At 68.4% G+C, this 18,125-nt stretch carries 19 protein-coding genes and 1 pseudogene; 13 read left to right on the plus strand and 7 right to left on the minus strand.

The features are described from left to right. The 3 genes from NS2_RS21295 to NS2_RS21300 all read left to right on the plus strand — a co-directional run. The coding region (locus NS2_RS21295) for an integrase core domain-containing protein (RefSeq protein ID WP_147207262.1) at nucleotides 1-407 on the plus strand (407 nt) is incomplete at its 5' end. Between the two features lie 56 nt (nucleotides 408-463). Continuing rightward, nucleotides 464-610, plus strand: a complete 147-nt coding sequence (locus NS2_RS36190; RefSeq protein WP_155240292.1) for a hypothetical protein — start codon at nucleotides 464-466, stop codon at nucleotides 608-610. Nucleotides 611-868: 258 nt separating this feature from the next. Beyond that, nucleotides 869-1,360, plus strand: coding sequence for a GNAT family N-acetyltransferase (locus NS2_RS21300; protein WP_106852422.1), 492 nt, complete (start codon nucleotides 869-871; stop codon nucleotides 1,358-1,360). Here the strand turns inward: NS2_RS21300 and NS2_RS21305 are convergent. From NS2_RS21305 to mptB, 4 genes are all read right to left on the minus strand, one after another. Then, nucleotides 1,350-2,327, minus strand: coding sequence for a COX15/CtaA family protein (locus NS2_RS21305; RefSeq protein WP_172416834.1), 978 nt, complete (start codon nucleotides 2,325-2,327; stop codon nucleotides 1,350-1,352). The genes NS2_RS21300 and NS2_RS21305 overlap by 11 nt on opposite strands. A gap of 110 nt (nucleotides 2,328-2,437) precedes the next feature. Next, entirely contained in the window at nucleotides 2,438-3,220 is a 783-nt protein-coding gene (locus NS2_RS21310; RefSeq protein WP_033089184.1) for an ABC transporter permease, read from the minus strand. Next, nucleotides 3,217-4,149 carry an ABC transporter ATP-binding protein gene (locus NS2_RS21315; protein WP_033089183.1) on the minus strand — a complete coding sequence of 311 codons (933 nt, stop codon included), beginning with the start codon at nucleotides 4,147-4,149 and terminating at the stop codon, nucleotides 3,217-3,219. Before NS2_RS21315 ends, NS2_RS21310 begins: the two co-directional genes overlap by 4 nt. After that, nucleotides 4,146-5,828 carry a polyprenol phosphomannose-dependent alpha 1,6 mannosyltransferase MptB gene (gene mptB / locus NS2_RS21320; RefSeq protein WP_147207263.1) on the minus strand — a complete coding sequence of 561 codons (1,683 nt, stop codon included), beginning with the start codon at nucleotides 5,826-5,828 and terminating at the stop codon, nucleotides 4,146-4,148. Before mptB ends, NS2_RS21315 begins: the two co-directional genes overlap by 4 nt. Nucleotides 5,829-5,991: 163 nt before the next feature. On the opposite strand from mptB, the gene NS2_RS21325 reads away from it, so the two are divergent. The 4 genes from NS2_RS21325 (at nucleotide 5,992) to NS2_RS21340 (ending at nucleotide 9,585) form a co-directional block, all read left to right on the plus strand. Then, a complete protein-coding gene (locus tag NS2_RS21325) occupies nucleotides 5,992-8,145 on the plus strand; it encodes an MMPL family transporter (protein ID WP_081986084.1) in 2,154 nt (717 codons plus the stop codon). Nucleotides 8,146-8,241: 96 nt separating this feature from the next. Beyond that, complete coding sequence (locus NS2_RS21330; protein WP_033089180.1) at nucleotides 8,242-8,511, plus strand: metal-sensitive transcriptional regulator; 270 nt, start codon at nucleotides 8,242-8,244, stop codon at nucleotides 8,509-8,511. Nucleotides 8,512-8,536: 25 nt separating this feature from the next. Beyond that, nucleotides 8,537-8,932, plus strand: a complete 396-nt coding sequence (locus tag NS2_RS21335) for a DUF302 domain-containing protein (RefSeq protein ID WP_033089179.1) — start codon at nucleotides 8,537-8,539, stop codon at nucleotides 8,930-8,932. A 59-nt stretch (nucleotides 8,933-8,991) separates the two neighbouring features. Then, complete coding sequence (locus NS2_RS21340; RefSeq protein WP_033089178.1) at nucleotides 8,992-9,585, plus strand: TetR/AcrR family transcriptional regulator; 594 nt, start codon at nucleotides 8,992-8,994, stop codon at nucleotides 9,583-9,585. Nucleotides 9,586-9,589: 4 nt separating this feature from the next. On the opposite strand, the gene NS2_RS21345 is transcribed toward NS2_RS21340, so the two are convergent. Then, on the minus strand, nucleotides 9,590-9,964 hold the full coding sequence (locus tag NS2_RS21345; RefSeq protein WP_033089177.1) for a nitroreductase family deazaflavin-dependent oxidoreductase: 375 nt from the start codon (nucleotides 9,962-9,964) through the stop codon (nucleotides 9,590-9,592). Between the two features lie 129 nt (nucleotides 9,965-10,093). Here NS2_RS21345 and NS2_RS21350 point away from each other — a divergent pair, with 129 nt between their 5' ends. Both NS2_RS21350 and NS2_RS21355 read left to right on the plus strand, forming a co-directional pair. After that, nucleotides 10,094-10,741 (plus strand): TetR/AcrR family transcriptional regulator, encoded by a 648-nt coding sequence (locus tag NS2_RS21350; RefSeq protein ID WP_036551238.1) that lies wholly within the window; start codon nucleotides 10,094-10,096, stop codon nucleotides 10,739-10,741. Nucleotides 10,742-10,791: 50 nt separating this feature from the next. Then, complete coding sequence (locus NS2_RS21355) at nucleotides 10,792-11,811, plus strand: zinc-dependent alcohol dehydrogenase (RefSeq protein WP_033089175.1); 1,020 nt, start codon at nucleotides 10,792-10,794, stop codon at nucleotides 11,809-11,811. On the opposite strand, the gene NS2_RS21360 is transcribed toward NS2_RS21355, so the two are convergent. Beyond that, nucleotides 11,801-12,691: a sigma factor-like helix-turn-helix DNA-binding protein gene (locus NS2_RS21360; protein WP_033089174.1), complete on the minus strand. Its 891-nt coding sequence runs from the start codon at nucleotides 12,689-12,691 to the stop codon at nucleotides 11,801-11,803. The genes NS2_RS21355 and NS2_RS21360 overlap by 11 nt on opposite strands. Nucleotides 12,692-12,720: 29 nt before the next feature. On the opposite strand from NS2_RS21360, the pseudogene NS2_RS21365 reads away from it, so the two are divergent. Then, nucleotides 12,721-13,077 (plus strand): annotated as a pseudogene (locus NS2_RS21365) (DoxX family protein); the annotation flags it as partial. A 147-nt stretch (nucleotides 13,078-13,224) separates the two neighbouring features. Here NS2_RS21365 and NS2_RS21370 read toward each other — a convergent pair. Then, nucleotides 13,225-14,229 (minus strand): LLM class flavin-dependent oxidoreductase, encoded by a 1,005-nt coding sequence (locus NS2_RS21370; protein ID WP_071344092.1) that lies wholly within the window; start codon nucleotides 14,227-14,229, stop codon nucleotides 13,225-13,227. Between the two features lie 378 nt (nucleotides 14,230-14,607). On the opposite strand from NS2_RS21370, the gene NS2_RS21375 reads away from it, so the two are divergent. From NS2_RS21375 to sufD, 3 genes are read left to right on the plus strand one after another with little or no spacing between them, the layout of a single operon-like run. Next, the gene (locus tag NS2_RS21375) at nucleotides 14,608-15,468 is read left to right on the plus strand and encodes a helix-turn-helix transcriptional regulator (RefSeq protein WP_096490523.1); all 861 of its coding nucleotides are present in this window, start codon (nucleotides 14,608-14,610) and stop codon (nucleotides 15,466-15,468) included. Further along, nucleotides 15,465-16,901, plus strand: a complete 1,437-nt coding sequence (gene sufB, locus NS2_RS21380; RefSeq protein ID WP_033089172.1) for a Fe-S cluster assembly protein SufB — start codon at nucleotides 15,465-15,467, stop codon at nucleotides 16,899-16,901. The genes NS2_RS21375 and sufB overlap by 4 nt, the downstream gene beginning before the upstream one ends. Then, nucleotides 16,901-18,079, plus strand: a complete 1,179-nt coding sequence (gene sufD, locus NS2_RS21385) for a Fe-S cluster assembly protein SufD (RefSeq protein WP_033089171.1) — start codon at nucleotides 16,901-16,903, stop codon at nucleotides 18,077-18,079. The genes sufB and sufD overlap by 1 nt, the downstream gene beginning before the upstream one ends. Nucleotides 18,080-18,125: the final 46 nt, after the last annotated feature.

The following is an 18,125-nucleotide window of genomic DNA, read 5'->3' on the forward strand; positions in this document are numbered from 1 at the left end:
TCGGGCACGTGGTCGCCGACCACATCGGCTCGGACGTGGTCGAGGCCGCGATCGAGGCGGCCGTCGCCGTGCGCGGTGGAGGGGTGCGCGGCACGATCCTGCATTCGGACCGCGGCGGCGAGTTCACCGCGGGCCTGACCGCGAAAGCCTGCGCCCGCCACGGCCTGCGCCGGTCGATGGGTGCCACCGGCATATGCTGGGACAACAGCCCCGCCGAATCGTTGTGGTCGACCTTCAAGCACGAGTTCTACTACCGACACACCTTCACCTGCAAGGCCGAACTCGTTGCCGCAGTTGACAAATGGGTCGACCGCTACAACACTACCCGCAGGCACTCCGCCATCGGTGGAATCAGCCCCATCCGCTACGAGCGGTCTCTGGAGACAGACGCAGCGAACGCTGCGTAAACATCTGTCCACCGTTCGGGGGGAACCTCACACGGCCGCATGGCCACGAAGTCCGAATGGCTGCTGTCGCTGATGGTGTCGAGACAGCTGCTTCCGCCACGGAAATCAGTGGTCAGATGAACCTGAGTGGTGCCGAAGGTATCGGCTGGCGCAGTCCCGGCGAATGCCGCGCCGAGCGCGAGAACGGATGCTGCGATGCCTGAGATCAGGCCGATTTTGCGGGTCATGGTCTTGCTCTTCTATTCCAGCGGTCAAGGAACAGGCCCCCCCTACGCGCTGCCGCCGTCCCCGCCCGACCTCACGGACCGCGACCCCGCCCCAGAGCCCGATGTCATCATGACAACCATAAACTCCCCACCCCAGCCCCCGAAAGATCCGTCCCCACACCCCGATACGCAACCCGCTCTACCAGCGATACCTAGCGAACGGCAGCCGAAGACTCACATCGTCCCGCCGACACGATGGAGGCTCTGATCGTCCGCGACCCGGACGCGCTGATCCTGGCCGTCGACGAGACCCCAACCGGCACTATCGAACTCGTCGGCACTGTCATGGCAGGCTGGGACGGTTGGCGCTGCCACATCTACCGCCTGGCCATCGCTCCCGACCGCCGCCGCACCGACATCGCCCGCCCCCTCATCCAACGCGCCTGGAAGAGCTTGCGCTCCAAGCGATTCTGGCTGCGAAATCCTCGTCGAGCCGCCGCGCCGACGCACGACCACTGGACCAGGCCGCCCAGGCGATTGCCGATTTCATCGAATGGTGTGTCGTCCCATGGTGCTCGAATCTGGCTACCCGAGTGGGAGGAGAACGCTAGTCGGCAGACTCGGGTGGAAAGTCCTTTGCACGCAGCCGGTCGGGTCGAAAAGGGCTCGGGCGCTGCCGCATCCGATATCCGGCCGGCGTTGTGGCCCGGGACGGGAGGCGGCGAGTTCTGCGGGGTTAAGCGCTGATCTTGCCCGCGGGTTCGGGGGTCGAGGTGGGGAGGGGTTCGCGGGTGCGCATGGCGGCCCAGAGGGCGGCGGTGGCGGCGGTGCAGGCGGCAGCGCCGCCGACGTGGAAGGCGACCAGGACGGCGGGGACGTGGGTGAAGTACTGGACGATGCCGATCGCGGCTTGGCCGAGGACCAGGGCGATGAGGATGACCAGGCGGGTGTAGAGGGTCTTGTTAATGCCGACCGCGGCTAGGCCGCAGGCCAGGCCGACCAGCAGGGCGAGGTAGGCGACGAGGAGTTCGGCGTGCAGGTGTACCAGGGTGGTGATCTCGACCTGGAGGCGCTCGACCGGCTTCTCGACGCTCTTGTCGCCCGCGTGCGGTCCCGCACCGGTGACGAAGGTGCCCGCGACGAGGGTGGCGCTGAGGGCCAGACCGCTCAGCACGGTCAGCAGGCGCAGGGGCTTGGGGACCTGGACGGTGTCGACGCCGTCGTCGGGCTGGCCGACCTTGGCCCACAGCAGCGTCGCCAGCCACACCATCAGCATGGACGCCAGCAGGTGCACCGCGACCGTCCACCACAGCAATCCGGTGCGCACCGTGATGCCGCCGATCACCGCCTGCAGCACGGTTCCGCCGGGCATGAGCCAGGCGTACACGAGCACCTCGCGCCGCCGCCGCGCCCGCGTGACTGCCAGCACGATGGCCGCCGCGGCGAGCGTGACCACGAAAGTCAGCATGCGATTGCTGAATTCGACCACCTGGTGCAGCACCGGCACCTCGGCCACCGCGGTCGGCACGAAGCTGCCGGGGAAGCACTGTGGCCAGGTGGGGCAGCCCAGACCCGAGGCGGTGACGCGAACGACCGCACCGGTCACCGAGATTCCGGCCTGGGTCAGGACGACCAGGAGGGCGATGAGCCGCTGCACCCGCGGGGAAGGCATCGGGAACAGATCGGCAAGTCGCTGGAAGGCGCGATTCAGCACGCACCGATGGTAGCGGGGACGCATTTCGCCCCGTCACCGGCCCTACTACAGAGTGTCGTTAAACACCCCGGCGCACGCGAACTTTCGGGGCGATCGCGGTCGCAGCGGCATCAATCGAACTTGAAGAACCGGGTCGCCAGCCACCCGGCGAGTCCGCCCCAGCCCGCCAGCACCGCCAGCCCGTACCAGTCGACACCGGTCCGCATGGCCTGCTCCAGGCACTCCGACAACGCTCCGGACGGAATGATCCGCGCGATCAGGCTCACCGCGTGCGGCAGATCGTCGGACATGAACACCAGGCTCGCGGTCCCGAGCATGACGAACCAGAGGATATTGGCCAGCGCCAGCACCACCTCGGCCTTGAGCGTCCCGCCCAGCAGCAGCCCCAGCGCCGCGAACGTCGCGGTCCCCAGCGCGATCACCACCGCGCCCAGCGCCAGCCCGCTCAGCGAGGGCCGCCACCCGAGCGCGAATCCGATGGCCCCCAGCAGAATCGACTGCAGCACCACCACGATCAGCACCGCCGAGCACTTGCCCGCGACAATGCCCCACCGCGGCAACGGCGTCGCCCCGAGCCGCTTCAACGCCCCGTAGCGCCGATCGAATCCGACCGCGATGGCCTGCCCGGTGAACGCGGTCGACATGATCGCCACCATCATCACCGCGGGCACCACCCGGTCCACCCGGTGCTCGCCCAGCCCGCTCACCGGCAGCAGCGTCAAACCGATGAGCAGCGTGATCGGAATGAACATGGTCAGCAGCAGCTGTTCTCCGTTGCGCAGCAACAGGATCAGCTCCATGCGCGTCTGCGCCGCGAGCATCTTCGCCCGCGTGGTGGGCCGCGGCGCGGGGGAGAAGGTGCCCGGCGCGAATCGGTTCACGGTCTCGGTCATCCCCGTAGCTCCCGCCCGGTCAGTTCGAGGAACACATCTTCCAGCCGGCGCTGGTCGATGCGAATGTCGGTGGGCAGCACGTCGATTCGCGCGCACCACGCGGTCATGGTGGCCAGCACCTGCGGGGTGATGTCGCCCTGCAGCAGGTACGAGCCCGGCGCGGTCTCGCGCGGCGAGAACCCTTCCGGCAGTGCCGCTTGCAGCAGCGTCAGATCCAGTTTGGGTGGCGCGGTGAAGGCCAGCCGCCCCTCGGCCCCGTGCGAGGTGACCTCGGCGGGCGTGCCCTGCGCGACCACCTGCCCGTGATCGATGATGACCAGCTGGTCGGCGAGCTGCTCGGCCTCGTCCATCATGTGTGTGGTGAGCAGCACGCTGACCCCGTCGCGGCGCAGCGCGTCGATCAGCTCCCACACCAGATGCCGTGCCTGCGCGTCCAATCCGGCGGTCGGCTCGTCGAGGAACACGATCTCCGGGCGTCCCACCAGCGCGCACGCCAGGGCCAGCCGCTGCTGCTGCCCACCCGAGAGCCGCCGATACGGCGTGCGCCGAGCGTCTTTCAGCCCGAGTGTGTCCAGCAGCCAGGCCGGATCGAGCGGATCGGCGGAGTACGACGCGACCAGATCCAGCATCTCCCCGGCCTTGGATCCGGGATAGGCCCCGCCGCCCTGCCGCATCACCCCGATGCGGGGTCGAAGCTGATCGGAATCGGCGATCGGGTCCAGGCCCAGCACCCGCACACGCCCGGCGTCGGGAGCCACGAAGCCCTCGCACATCTCGGTGGTGGTGGTCTTGCCCGCCCCGTTGGGCCCGAGCAGCGCCAGCACCTGCGCGCGTTCGATATCGAAGCTGATGCCGTCGACCGCGGTGGTCTCGCCGTAGCGTTTCACGACGCCGTCGACACGTACGGCGGGTGCGGAGGCTGCGGTCACGAGGAGACACCGTAAGGCGTGGGCCGCTGTGACCGGGACGACACCCCCGGCTGATTGCGCCACGGCAGCACATTTCGGGTGAGGAAGATCAGCGACAGGCCGACGATCACGGTGGCGATGGCGGATTCGACGATCTGGAAGACATAGAAGTCCGCGCCGCGCGGCATCACTATCACCGACACCACGACCGACAGCACCACCGCGGGCACCCGGAACATGGGCCGGTTTGCCCAGGCGGCCAGCGGCACGATCGCCCACAGCAGGTACCAGGGCTGCACGACCGGGAACAGCAGCACGATCGCGCCGAGCGAAACACCCAGTGCGCCGATCGCATTCAAGCGCCCGGTCCAGGCGGCGATGAGCATGCGCAGGGTCACGAAGGCGGCCACGAGTTCCGCGATGGGCCGGGTGATGTCGAGCAGCGCGGTGGTGTGATCGCCGAGCCCGAGCAGTACCCCGCCGAACCCGGTGATTATCCCGACCGCCGTCGGCAGCGACAGATAGCTGCGCACGCTGGTGGCGGTGGCGACGGTATTGACCCAGCCGAATCCGAGCCCGCTGGCGAAGCTCACGAACAACGTCGTCACCACGGCGATGACGCCGAGAACACCGCCCGCGACGAGCACGGGCTCGAGCCCGCGCCCCCATCGCCGTGCCAGAGCCATGCCCACGAACCCGAGGCTCACCAGCGAAATGATCTTCACCGACGAAGACAGCGTGATCAGCACCGCGCCGAAAACCAGCAGCGCCCAAGCCCTCTGATCGAACTGCGGGCAGTCCTCGATGGCGCGCAGGCAGAATTCCATGCCCGCCAGCATCAAACCGAGCATGAGCGCGTCATTGTGCACCCCGCCCACCAGGTGGAACAGCACCAGCGGGTTGGCCGCGCCCAGCCACAGCGCACTCACCCCCGCGATCCCGCAGCGACGTGAGAGCCGCGGCAGCGCCCACACCATCAGCGCCACGCCCGCCAGCGCCAGCAGCCGATGCATCCAGACCCCGAGCACGATGTTGTCCCCGGTGATCTGCGCGATCCCGCGCCCCATCCACAGGAACAGCGGCCCGTACGGCGCGGAGGTGTCGCGCCAGATGGTCGGCACGTTGTTGGTGAGCACGTTGTTGAGCCCGAGCCCGGCCACCGGCCCGACCGAATACGGGTCCATGCCCCGCGCCGCGATTTCGCTCTGTGCCAGATACGAATACACGTCATTGCTGAACATGGGCGGCGCGACGCTGAGCGGAATGATCCACAGCAGCAGCGTCCGATCCATCTGCGACCGGCTGAGCCGATGTCGCGGATCCCCGCCCCAGCCGCCGACGGCGAACCGCCCCAGCAGCAGCCACGCCATGATCACCAGGACGGTGCCGATCATGCACATGGCCAGCGTCGAGGTCCCCGCCCGCGCGAAGAACCCGAGCACCCGCATCCCGGAGATCGGATTCTGGTGCACCGGTTGGGCTCCCACCCCCAGCGCCGACACCGCCATGATGACCGCCCCGGTCGCCCCGAGCAGCCGTATCCGCAGGAGTTGCAGGGTTTCGCCCCGGTCCAGCCCGGGCCGGTCGGCGTCGACCCCGTGCAGGACGGCGACGGTGTGATCGGCGGCAGGGACGTCCAGGCCGAGGGCCCGGCGTCCGATATCGATGACTCTGCGCCGCGCGCCTTCCACTACCGCCACATCTGCGAAGCGTAGTCCGGCGCGGTGCCCGTGACCCCGATCGCATGGCCGTCGCGCGGTTCCCGGGGTGTGCCCGCCGATTGCGGGACCAACCTCACACCCGGTTCAAATACCCCCTGGGGTATGGTTCGGATATACCCCAGGGGGTATGGAAGGAAGTCAGATGCGAAGTACGACAGTCGGCGTCGCCGACGCTTCTCCGAATACGACCGCCCCCGGCGGTGCACTGGGCCGCTTCGGGGCCCTCATGGCCGACCGCGCCCGCTGGGTGTTCGGCTTCTGGTTGGTCCTGTCGCTCGCGCTGGGCGCGGCCGCCCCGGCGGTGTTCGACGCCCTGGCGGGGGCGGGCTGGCAGGCCAACGGTTCCGAATCCGTCCGGGTGCGTGAACTCGCGCAACAGCATTTCGGCGGCAACTCCGCCGCCGCGGTGCAGGTGGTGATCCATTCCGACACCGCCACCATGGACAGCCCGCGCGCCCAGCAGCTGGTGCGCGATATTTCCGCGGTCCTGCACTCCGACAGCCGATTCGGTGCGATCGTCGCACCCTCCGCGGGCCAGTCGATCAGTCGCGACGGGCATACCGGCATCCTGCTGGCAGGCGCGAACGCGAGCACCGACGCGATGGTCACCGCGGTCACCGATGTCGGCCCGAAGCTGCAGAACCTGTCCACCGACGGCTTCGAGATCTACCCGACCGGCGCCTCCGCGCTGTGGAGCGACTTCAACAGGGCCAATCACGACGCCATGATGAAGGCCGAAATGTTCTCCTGGCCGGTCACTCTGGCGATCATGGTGCTGGCCTTCGGCTCCCTGGTCGCCGCGGGCCTGCCGCTGCTGCTCACCCTCACCGGGCTCATCGCCTCCGCGGGCGGGCTGGTGTTGCTGAACCATGTCACGCCGATCTCGGTGTGGGCCATGAATTTCGCCATGATGTTCGCCCTCGCGCTCGGCATCGACTACGCGCTGTTCGTGGTCTCCCGCTTCCGCGACGCCGTGCGCGGCGGCACCGACCCGCGCACCGCGGTGGCGCTCACCATGGCCACCGCCGGCAAGGCCGTGCTGCTCTCGGGCCTGACCGTGCTGGTGAGCCTGTCGGCCGTGCTGGTCGTGCCCGAGCCCGCGGTGCGAACCATGGCGGTCGGCATCATGTTCGCCGTCTCGTTCGTGCTGCTGGCCACCCTGACCCTGCTGCCCGCGGTGCTGGGCGCGCTGGGCCGCCAGGTCGACGCGGGCGCGCTGCCGTACGCGAAACGGCAGCGACATCGCTCGCCGGTGTTCGCGGCGTGGGGCAGGCTGCTGCACCGGCATCCGTGGCCGTTCGCCATCGGTTCGCTGCTCATCCTGTTGGCCCTCGCCATCCCGGCGGCGAGTCTGCGCGTGGCCATGCCCTCGATCCAGGTGGTGCCCGCCGACGCGGCCGTGCGCCAGGGCTACGAGCTGGTCCAGCGCGAATTCGGCGCGGGTGCACCGGGAACGCTGCAAATCGTGGCCCCGGACGCGGCGGCGGCCGACAGCGCGCGGATCGCGGCCTCGGATCGGCGGATCGCGATGGTCGCCCCACCGCAACCCGCCGCCGACGGCAGCGGCCTGGTCATGATCCAGGCGATCCCGGCCGTCGACCCCTCGGATCCGGCCATGGCCGAACTCGTCCCCGCGCTGCGCACGGCACTGCCCGCCGGCGCGCTGCTCGGCGGCGCGGTCGCCGAGAATCTGGATCTGCAGCAGACATTGAACGACTACCTGCCCGTGGTGGTCGCCATCATCCTGGTGCTGGGCTTCCTGCTCCTGCTGGTCGCGCTGCGTGCCCCGCTCATCGCGCTGCTGGGCGCGGGTGTCAGTCTGCTGTCCACCGCGGCCGCCTTCGGGGTGGCGAAACTGGTGTTCCAGGACGGCCACGGCGCGGGCCTGCTGGGCTTCACCCCGCAGGGCTTCCTGGACGGCTGGGGTCCGGTGTTCTTCTTCGCCATGATCTTCGCGATCGCCATGGACTACACGGTCTTCCTGCTGGCCACGGCCAAGGAACACTACGAACGCTCGGGTGACCCGGCGGTGGCCCACGTCGACGGTCTCGCGCATTCGGGCCGGGTGATCGCGGCCGCGGCGGCGGTCATGGTGGCGGTGTTCTTCACCTTCGCCCTGGCCGACCCGCTTCCGCCCAAGGAGATGGGCATCATCCTCGGCGTCGCGGTGCTGCTGGACGCGGTCCTGATCCGCCTGGTCCTGCTGCCGGTGCTGCTGCGCCTGACCGGGCACGCGGCCTGGTGGTCGCCGCGCTGGCTGCGCAAGGTGCTGCCGGATATCAGCTTCGCGCACTGACGGCAGGGGTCGTGGGCGTGGCGGTGAGCCGTCTCTCACGACCCCTCCATACCCCCAGGGGTATATTGGAGTCATCGGACTCAGGGAAGGAAACCCATGATCGGCGACGAAGACAGCATCGCACTGGTTCTCAACCGGCTGCGCCGCGCGCACGGTCAGCTCGCCGGCGTCATCTCGATGATCGAGCAGGGCCGCGACTGCAAGGACGTGGTCACCCAGCTCGCCGCGGTCTCCAAGGCCCTCGACCGCGCCGGATTCAAGATAGTCGCCACCGGTCTGCGCGACTGCCTGACCGGTGAGCAGGCCGAGGGCGCCGAGCCGATGACGGTCGAAGAACTGGAAAAACTCTTCCTGGCACTGGCCTGACGCCGGGAGCGAAAGGGAACCCACCATGACCCTCGCCCTGTCCACCACCCTGCACACCGACTTCGCCGACGCGGTGGAACGCACCCGGAAGGCCCTGTCCGAGCAGGGCTTCGGCGTGCTCACCGAGATCGACGTGACCGCCACCCTGAAGCAGAAACTCGACGCCGACATGGAGCGGTACCTGATTCTGGGGGCCTGCAACCCGCCGCTGGCGCATGCCGCGCTCGACGTGGACCGCCAGATCGGGCTGCTGCTGCCCTGCAATGTGGTTGTGCGCGAAGATCGTTCACAGGCCGACACGGTGATCGTGGAGGCCATGAATCCCGAGCTGATGGTGCAGGTCGCCGACGATCCCGCACTGCGCGGGGTGGCCGATGCCGCCACGGTCAAGCTGCGCGCGGCCATCGCGGCGCTCGGTTGATCCAAGGCCGGAACACGATTCACCCTGCCGCTGTCGGACCCCGCTCATACCCTGGATGAATGGTGTCCGATTCGAAACGGCGAATCGAGGTCGCCGCTGCCGGGCTGCTCGCCCGGCACGGCTATCACGGATTCGGTCTGAAGAAGCTGAGCGAGGCGGCGGGGCTGCCGTATGGGTCGATCTACCATCACTTCCCCGGCGGCAAGGAGGAGATCGCGGTCTCGGCCATCACCGGGACCGGAGTCCTGGTGGGGCGCATCATCGGTCAGGCCCCCGGTGATGTGTTCGGCACGGCGGCAAAGCTGTTCGACTTCATGGCCACCAAGCTGGCCGAGACCGACTGGACCGCCGGCTGCCCGGTCGGCACCCCCGCCCTGGACGGCGGCAGCGATGTCGAAGCCGTACGCGCCGCCTGTGTTTCGGCGTTCGAGGCCATGGCCCACGGTTTCGCCGAAATGCTGACCGAGCTCGGGCTGGAACCGGAGCAGGCCCGCGATCTGGCCACCACCGTGGTGGCGGCCTACGAGGGCGCGACGATTCTGGCCCGGGTGCGCCGCACCGATGAGCCGCTGCACACGGTTTCGACGGCCATGGCCCGGCTGATCCGGTTGAGCCTGGCCGAAGCCGCTGCCGTCGAGGCGAATTCACCCTGAACGGTCAGCTACCGACCAGATCCATGCGGAGAAAATCGGTGATGCGCAGCGGTTTCGGAGGAAGCTTGGACCGATCGGAGAGGATCCGGGTCGCCTCGTCGACTCCGATCAGGCGCGGGGCGGTGAGTTCCACCTCGCGGCCATCGACCCGAAGCCGTGCCACCCCGGCCGCGAGAACATTGCGCACCCAGTCCGACCGCGACCCGTACACCGGGACGAACAGGTAGCCGCCCTCGACAGGGTAGGCATCGAGCGGGGTGCGGTAGGTCGCGCCCGAAACCCTGCCGATGTGGGTCAGTACCGGCCATTTCCCGCCCGCTATCGCACGGGGGTTGAACACCCGCTTGTTCACGTGCCCCCACCATCTGGGCATCGGCATGGGAATCACCCTCCTTGTCAGAGACATTCAGCGCCGTCCCCGGGCGCCTTACATCTGTAAGGCGACTTACATCTGTAAGGTAGGCTTACGGTCGTAAGCCTGTCAATGCTTCGTCCCCAGGGAGCCCGTATGCCGCGACGACCGCAACCGCTCAGCCGTGAACGCGTGCTGGAAGCCGCGATCCGAGTCGCGGATCGCGGTGGCGCGGAGGCGATCACGATGCGCAGGGTGGCCCAGGAAACCGGCGTCGAGGCCATGTCGCTCTACCACCACGTACCGAACAAGGACGCGATCCTCGACGGTGTGGTCGACGCCGTGTGCGCGGCCATCGAACTGCCCGGCGCCGACGAGGATTGGCGCGACGCGATCCGGGCGCGCGCCCACTCCGCCCGAACGATCCTGTCGCGGCACAGCTGGGCCCTGGGTCTCATGGACTCCCGGCGCAATCCGGGACCCACCACGCTGCGCCACCACGACGCCGTGCTCGGCGTGCTGCGCCGCGCGGGCTTCACGCTGCCGATGGCCGCGCACGCCGTCTCGCTCATCGACAGCTACATCGGCGGATATGTTCTGCAGGAAGCGAATCTGCCGGTGCGGACACCCGCGGAGGTCGAAACGGTGGCAGCCGGCATCCTCGACCAGCTGCCGCCCGATGAGTTGCCGAATCTCCGGGAGATGATCGTCGACCACGCCCTGCGCCCGGGCTACGACCACACCACCGAATTCGCCTACGGACTGGATCTCATCCTCGACGCGCTCGAGGCTCGCCGGAAATAGAATTTCCGGACGGGGTTGACTAGAACGATCGTTCCATAAAACATCGAATCATGAAGCGACTCATGCTCGATGGACCCCGTGCGCTGCGCTGGGAGGACATCGACGAACCTGCCCTCGAAGGCTCCGGCCAGGCCCTGGTGCGCCCGATTGCCGTGGCCACCTGCGATATCGACCCGGCCGTGCTCCAAGGGCGGTTCCCGCTCGCGGGCCCGTACCCGTTCGGGCACGAAGGGGTGGCGGAAGTGGTCGCCGTCGGTGCGGACGTCACCGCGGTGCGGCCGGGGGACAGGGTGGTCGTCCCGTTCCAGATCTCCTGCGGCAGTTGCGATTCCTGCCGCCGCGGCGTGACCGGCGGCTGCACCGCGGTCCCGTTCATGTCGACCTACGGCCTCGGCCCGATGGGCGGCGTGCACTGGGGTGGATTCTGGTCGGACCTGGTCCGCGTCCCGCACGCCGACGCCATGCTGGTCCCGCTCCCGGCCGGGGTGGACCCGGCCACCGTGGCCAGCGCCAGCGACAATATCGCCGACGCCTACCGCGCGGTCGCGCCCCGCCTGGCCGATCGTCCCGGCGCGGAGGTCCTCGTGCTGGGCGGCCCGGCGGCCCCGTCGATCGGCCTGTACGCCGCCGGTCTCGCGGTGACTCTGGGTTCCGCCCGTGCCGTCTACCTCGATACCGACCCCGAAAGATTGGCTCTGGCAGCCCAACTCGGCGCCGAACCCATCGAGGGCGGGCCCACCGAACGAGTGGGCCGCTTCCCCATCACGGTCGAGGCCGCCGGCGGCTCGAAAGCCCTGGTCGCCGCCATCCGCGCGACCGCCAACGACGGCTACTGCACCAGCGTCAGCGTCCAGAACACCGACGTCGCCCTGCCCATGCTCGAAATGTATTCCCGCTGCTGCACTTTCCACACCGGCCGCGCCCACGTCCGCCCCGTCATCCCGCATATTCTCGAGCTGGTCGCCGCGGGCCGCTTCGACCCGAGTGTGGTGACCACGCGCACGGTGGCCTGGGAGGATTCCATCGACGCCCTGCTCGAGGGACCGGTCAAGCTCGTCGCTACGCGCTGAAGTCCGTGAGCGCGAGTCGCGCAAGCACATCCGGGTCGCCGATCACGTCGATCCGGGTGATCTGCTCGCCGTCGATGGTGAACGCCATCACCGTCGGCGCCTGGTCGCGCGCGGCCACCAGCGCCCCGGCCCGTCCATCCACCAGTACGACCGTGGTGAAGTGGGCGCGCGTGGCGAACCCCGCGGCGAGGCGCGCCACGACGCGCACGCCCTCGGCCGTCACGGGCACGGCTCCCGGTGCGGCGACCCGATCGGCGGTGACGGTGATGTCGGGGGCGAGCACGCTCACCACGGCCCCGATGTCACCCGCCCGCACCGCGGCCAGGAAGACGCGCACGATTCGGTGCTCCCGCAAGGTGTCCGGCCGCAGTTCGTCGGAGTCCGCGACCACGCGATGCCGGGCCCTGCTGGCCAGCAGCCGCGCCGCGTTCGGTGATCGCCGCAGGATTTCGGCGATCTCGTAGAACGGCACCTCGAACATGTCGTGCAGCACGAACGCGACCCGTTCCGCGGGCGGCAGGCGATGCAGCAGAACGAGAACGGCCCGCTCCATGTCCGCGTCGAGCACGACCTGCTCCTCGGGCCCGCCCACGGTCGGTGCGTAGGGCAGCCCGCCGGGCACCGAGGTTCCCAGCGGATACTGCTTGTGCACCTGCCGGGCCCGCAGCAGGTCGAGGCAGATACGCGAGAGCGCGGCGGTGAGCCAGCCGTCCAGATCACGAATGCCGTCGATGTCGGTGCGGCTCGACCGCACCCAGGTCTCCTGCACCGCGCCCTCGGTCTCACCCGAGGCCCCGAGCATCCGGAAGGCCAGCGCGGTCAACCGCGCACGCCGCCGTTCGAAACGTTCCGCCGGGGAACCCGTGTCGTTGCCGGACATACTTCGTGCCTGCCGAACGTCACAGTGTCATGACTACACAATCCATCGTCACACGAATCGTTCCCGACCGCGCGGTCGTATACCTGTACTGGACCACCACGCTGCTGGCCGTGGCCGAGCTGGTGGTCGGCGGCTGGTGGGACGTCGCGCGTGTCCCCCGGGCCCGAGACATCGTTGTGCAGCTGGGATACCCGACCTATTTCCTGGTCATCCTCGGCATCTGGAAGCTGCTCGGCGCACTCGCGCTGGTGATCCCGCGTTTCCCACTGGTCAAGGAATGGGCGTACGCCGGAGCGTTTTTCGTCTACACCGGGGCCATCGCTTCCCACATGACCACGGGCCGTGCGCTGAACGAGGTACCGATGCTCACCGTCTTCGCGCTGCTGACCGCCGCCTCCTGGGCTACCCGCCCCGCCGCCCGCCGCACCGGCTGGGCCGCGCACTCGCCGGGCGGGGCGGTCGGGATTCGGTTCCTCGCATGTTGCGCCGCAAACGTATCCGGATCGCGGCCGACCGCGTGGTTTCGGCGGTTATCACGTGGCGGAGGCGTGCGCGTCCATCGCCGCACCGGTCAGCTCGATCGACCGCACGCGATCGGTGACATCCTGGGCGTGGTGGGCGGTGATGAGCTCGTCGGCCCGGATGTCGGAGGCGAAATCCTCCAGGTACGCAACGACTTCGGCGGGTGTGCCGACCGCGGTGTAGGTGGTCATCTTGGCCAGCTGGGCGCCCTGCGGCGTGGTCAGGAACGCGTCGATCTCCTCATCGGAGAACTCCATGCCCTTGGCGCCCCGCTTGATGAACGCGCGCGTGCGATTGCGGTAGGAGACGGTCCGCTGCGACTCGGCCTGCTCCCGGCTGTCCGCGGCGAACACATTGACCCCCGCCATCACATACGGCTCGGCCAGCTGTTCCGACGGCTGGAACCGATCCCGATACTCCCGCACCGCCTGATGCAGGGCGTCCGGCGCGAAATGCGAGGCGAAGGCGTACGGCAGCCCCAGATGCGCCGCCAGCTGCGCGCCGAACAGCGACGAACCCAGAATGTAGAGCGGCACAACCCCTTCCGCGCGCGGCACGGCCTTCACGCCCGGAATTCGCGAATTGCCGGTCAGATACCCCTGCAATTCCAGTACGTCCTGCGGGAACGTGTCCGCCGAGGACGGATTGCGCCGCAGTGCCCGCATCGTCTCCTGATCACTGCCCGGCGCCCGCCCCAGCCCGAGATCGATCCGTCCCGGATACAGCGACTCGAGCGTCCCGAACTGCTCGGCGATCACCAGCGGCGAGTGATTGGGCAGCATGATCCCGCCCGCGCCCAGCCGAATCGAATCGGTCTGCCCCGCCACGTATCCGATCAGCACGCTGGTCGCGCTGGACGCGATCGACCCCATGTTGTGGTGCTCGGCATACCAAACCCGCTCGTACCCGCTGCGTTCTGCCGCCCGTGCCAGCGCGACGCTGTTGTGGAAACTGTCGCGTGCGGTCTGGCCGGGCGCGATGGCGGCGAGATCGAGAAGGGACAGTGCGACGGGCATGGGGGCACCGGCTTTCCATGGATAAGCGGTCGTTTTCGGAGGCGGGACAACTGCACACCCGCCCACCTTGATAATTCGCCGAACGTCGAACTTATGCCCGCTACCGGAAATCGCCCGCGTGCTCGGCGGCCCAGCGTCCGGCCGAGCGCCTCCGCGAGCGCCCGGACCGGAACCCCTCCGCGACCGATCCGGCAATGATCTGCCGCCCGACATTTCCCGTCGCACCCACCGCGAGCACACTGTTCACCCTCGCGAAAACCCGCCCCGAAGGGGCGGAATTTCCGAATTATCGGGACATATATGGTGGCCCAGCTCACACCCGGACGCATCGTCCCAGGTCGCGGAGATCAGGTCAGGGAACCCTTACTGGATCACGGAATGGAATTCCGTCACACTTGTGTTGTGAAAACCGTGGGTTTGCGGAACGCGCAACAGACCGGGCACCAGAGCGAGGGTGCCCGGTCCGTTGTCGTGTCCGGACCGGCGGGCGAGGGGCACACTCGCGAAGCCGTCATCAAGCTCCTGCTGGAGGAGGGCCCGATCACCGCGACCGCCATCGGTGAGCGGCTCGGCCTGAGTCCGGCGGGGGTGCGCCGGCATCTCGACGCGCTCATCGAATCGGGTGAGGCGCGGGCCACGCGGTCCGCGCCCTGGCAGCAGAAGGGCCGAGGGCGTCCCGCCAAGCAGTTCCAGCTGACGGCCACCGGTCGCGGCAAGCTCGGGCACGCCTACGATGACCTCGCCGGGGCCGCCATGCGGCAGCTGCGGGAGATCGGCGGCGATCAGGCCATCACCGATTTCGCGCGCAAACGGGTGCGGGCCATCGTGGCCGGGGTCGGCGATCTCGCCGGGCGCACCCCGGCCGAGACCGAGGCCAAGGCCGAGGAGCTCGCGGAAGCGTTCACCGACGCCGGATTCGCGGCCTCCACCCGGAAAGTCGGTGCGGGCGTACAGATCTGCCAGCATCACTGCCCGGTTTCGCACGTCGCCGAGGAATTCCCGGAGCTGTGCGCGGCCGAGCTCGAAGCCTTCCGGGAGATCCTCGGAACCCACGTGCAACGTCTGGCGACCATCGCCAACGGCGACTGCGCCTGCACCACCCACGTTCCCCTCGTGGCTGCCACACCCCGCGGCTCGGCCGTGACCAAATCGAATACCGCCCAACAGAAGTCCGCACAACCCCGCGTTGCACAGCCCGCAACGCCTTCTACACACGACTCCGGAAGGAGTGCCGAATGACGACGACCACCGACCAGGTGCAGCCGCTGACCCAGGAAGAGACCATCGCGTCCCTGGGTAAGTACGGGTACGGCTGGGCCGACTCCGATGTCGCCGGTGCCAGTGCCAAGCGCGGCCTGTCCGAGGACGTCGTGCGCGACATCTCGGCCAAGAAGAGCGAGCCCGAGTGGATGCTCGACTTCCGCCTCAAGGCGCTGCGCATCTTCGACAAGAAGCCCATGCCGAACTGGGGCTCCAACCTCGAGGGCATCGACTTCGACAACATCAAGTACTTCGTGCGCTCCTCGGAGAAGCAGGCCGCCTCCTGGGAAGAGCTGCCCGAGGACATCAAGAACACCTACGACAAGCTGGGCATCCCGGAGGCGGAGAAGCAGCGCCTCGTCGCGGGTGTCGCCGCCCAGTACGAGTCCGAGGTCGTCTACCACTCCATCCGCGAGGACCTGGAGAAGCAGGGCGTCATCTTCCTCGACACCGACACCGGTCTCAAGGAGCACCCCGAGCTGTTCCAGAAGTACTTCGGCTCGGTCATCCCCTCGGGCGACAACAAGTTCTCCGCGCTGAACTCCGCTGTGTGGTCGGGTGGTTCGTTCATCTACGTGCCGCCGGGCGTGCACGTGGACATCCCGCTGCAGGCGTACTTCCGCATCAACACCGAGAACATGGGTCAGTTCGAGCGGACGCTGATCATCGTCGACGAGGACGCCTACGTCCACTACGTCGAGGGTTGCACCGCGCCCATCTACTCCTCGGATTCGCTGCACTCCGCGGTGGTCGAGATCATCGTGAAGAAGGGCGGCCGCTGCCGCTACACCACGATCCAGAACTGGTCGAACAACGTCTACAACCTGGTGACCAAGCGCGCCAAGGCCGAGGCGGGCGCGACCATGGAGTGGGTCGACGGCAACATCGGCTCCAAGGTCACCATGAAGTACCCGGCCGTGTGGATGACCGGCGAGTACGCCAAGGGCGAGGTGCTCTCCATCGCGTTCGCCGGTGAGGGTCAGCACCAGGACACCGGTGCGAAGATGCTGCACCTGGCGCCGCACACCTCCTCGAACATCATCTCCAAGTCGGTGGCGCGCGGCGGTGGCCGGGCCTCCTACCGCGGTCTGGTGCAGGTCAACAAGGGCGCCTACGGCTCCAAGTCGACCGTGAAGTGTGATGCGCTGCTGGTGGATACGATCAGCCGCTCCGACACCTACCCCTACGTCGACATCCGCGAGGACGACGTGACCATGGGCCACGAGGCGACCGTCTCCAAGGTGTCCGAGGACCAGCTGTTCTACCTGATGAGCCGCGGTCTCACCGAGGACGAGGCGATGGCGATGGTGGTGCGCGGCTTCGTGGAGCCGATCGCCAAGGAGCTCCCGATGGAGTACGCGCTGGAGCTGAACCGCCTGATCGAACTGCAGATGGAAGGAGCCGTCGGCTGATGGCCGTCGAGAACGTTGCCGAAGCCGCTGAGGCTCGTATCCCGGCGTTGAACAAGGGCCAGGTTTTCGCCTCGTTCGACGTCAACGCCTTCGAGATCCCTTCGGGTCGTGACGAGGCGTGGCGCTTCACCCCGATGCGTCGCCTGAACGGCCTGCACGACGGCAGCGCCGTGCGGGACGGGCAGGCGACCGTCGAGGTGAGCGCGCCCGCCGGTGTCACTGCCGAGACCGTGGACCGCACCGACGCCCGCCTGGGACAGGGCGGCACCCCGACCGATCGTGTTGCCGCGCAGGCGTACTCCGGTTTCGAGCAGGCCACCGTCATCACGGTGGGTGCGGAAACCGAAGTGGCCGAGCCGGTTACGGTGACCATCACCGGTCCGGGTGCGGGCAAGGTCGCCTACGGGCACCTGCAGATCCACCTGGGCAATTTCGCGCGCGCCACCCTGGTCATCGACCAGCGCGGCAGCGGAACCTACGCCGAGAACGTGGAATTCATCCTCGGTGACTCCGCCGCGCTGAACGTGATCGCCGTGCAGGACTGGGCCGATGACGCCGTGCACGTCACCGCGCATCACGCCAAGCTGGGCCGCGACGCCACCCTGCGCCACACCAATGTCACCCTCGGCGGTGATCTGGTGCGGCTCACCGGCAATGTCCGCTACGCGGGTCCCGGCGGCGACGCCGAGCTGCTGGGTGTCTACTTCGCCGATGACGGCCAGTTCTTCGAGCAACGCCTGCTGGTCGATCACTCGCAGCCCAACTGCAAGTCCAACGTGCAGTACAAGGGTGCGCTGCAGGGCGATCCGACCTCCGACAAGCCGGACGCGCACACCGTGTGGGTCGGCGATGTGCTGATCCGCGCCGCGGCCGAGGGCACCGACACCTACGAGGTGAACCGCAACCTGGTGCTCACCGACGGCGCGCGGGCCTACTCGGTGCCGAACCTGGAGATCGAGACCGGCGAGATCGTCGGGGCCGGGCACGCCGCGGCCACCGGTCGTTTCGACGACGAGCAGCTGTTCTACCTGTGCTCGCGCGGCATTCCGGAGGAGGTCGCCCGCCGCCTGGTGGTGCGCGGCTTCTTCTTCGAGATCCTGCAGAAGATCACCGTCCCCGAGATCCGGGAGCGGCTCGAGGCGGCCATCGAGGCCGAGCTCGCCGCTGTCGGAGCCTGATAGACGCTGTCGGCGTCTGATACCCGAACTTCCCATCCCGCAAAGG

This window comes from Nocardia seriolae NBRC 15557 (genome assembly GCF_007990715.1).
GTDB lineage: Bacteria > Actinomycetota > Actinomycetes > Mycobacteriales > Mycobacteriaceae > Nocardia > Nocardia seriolae.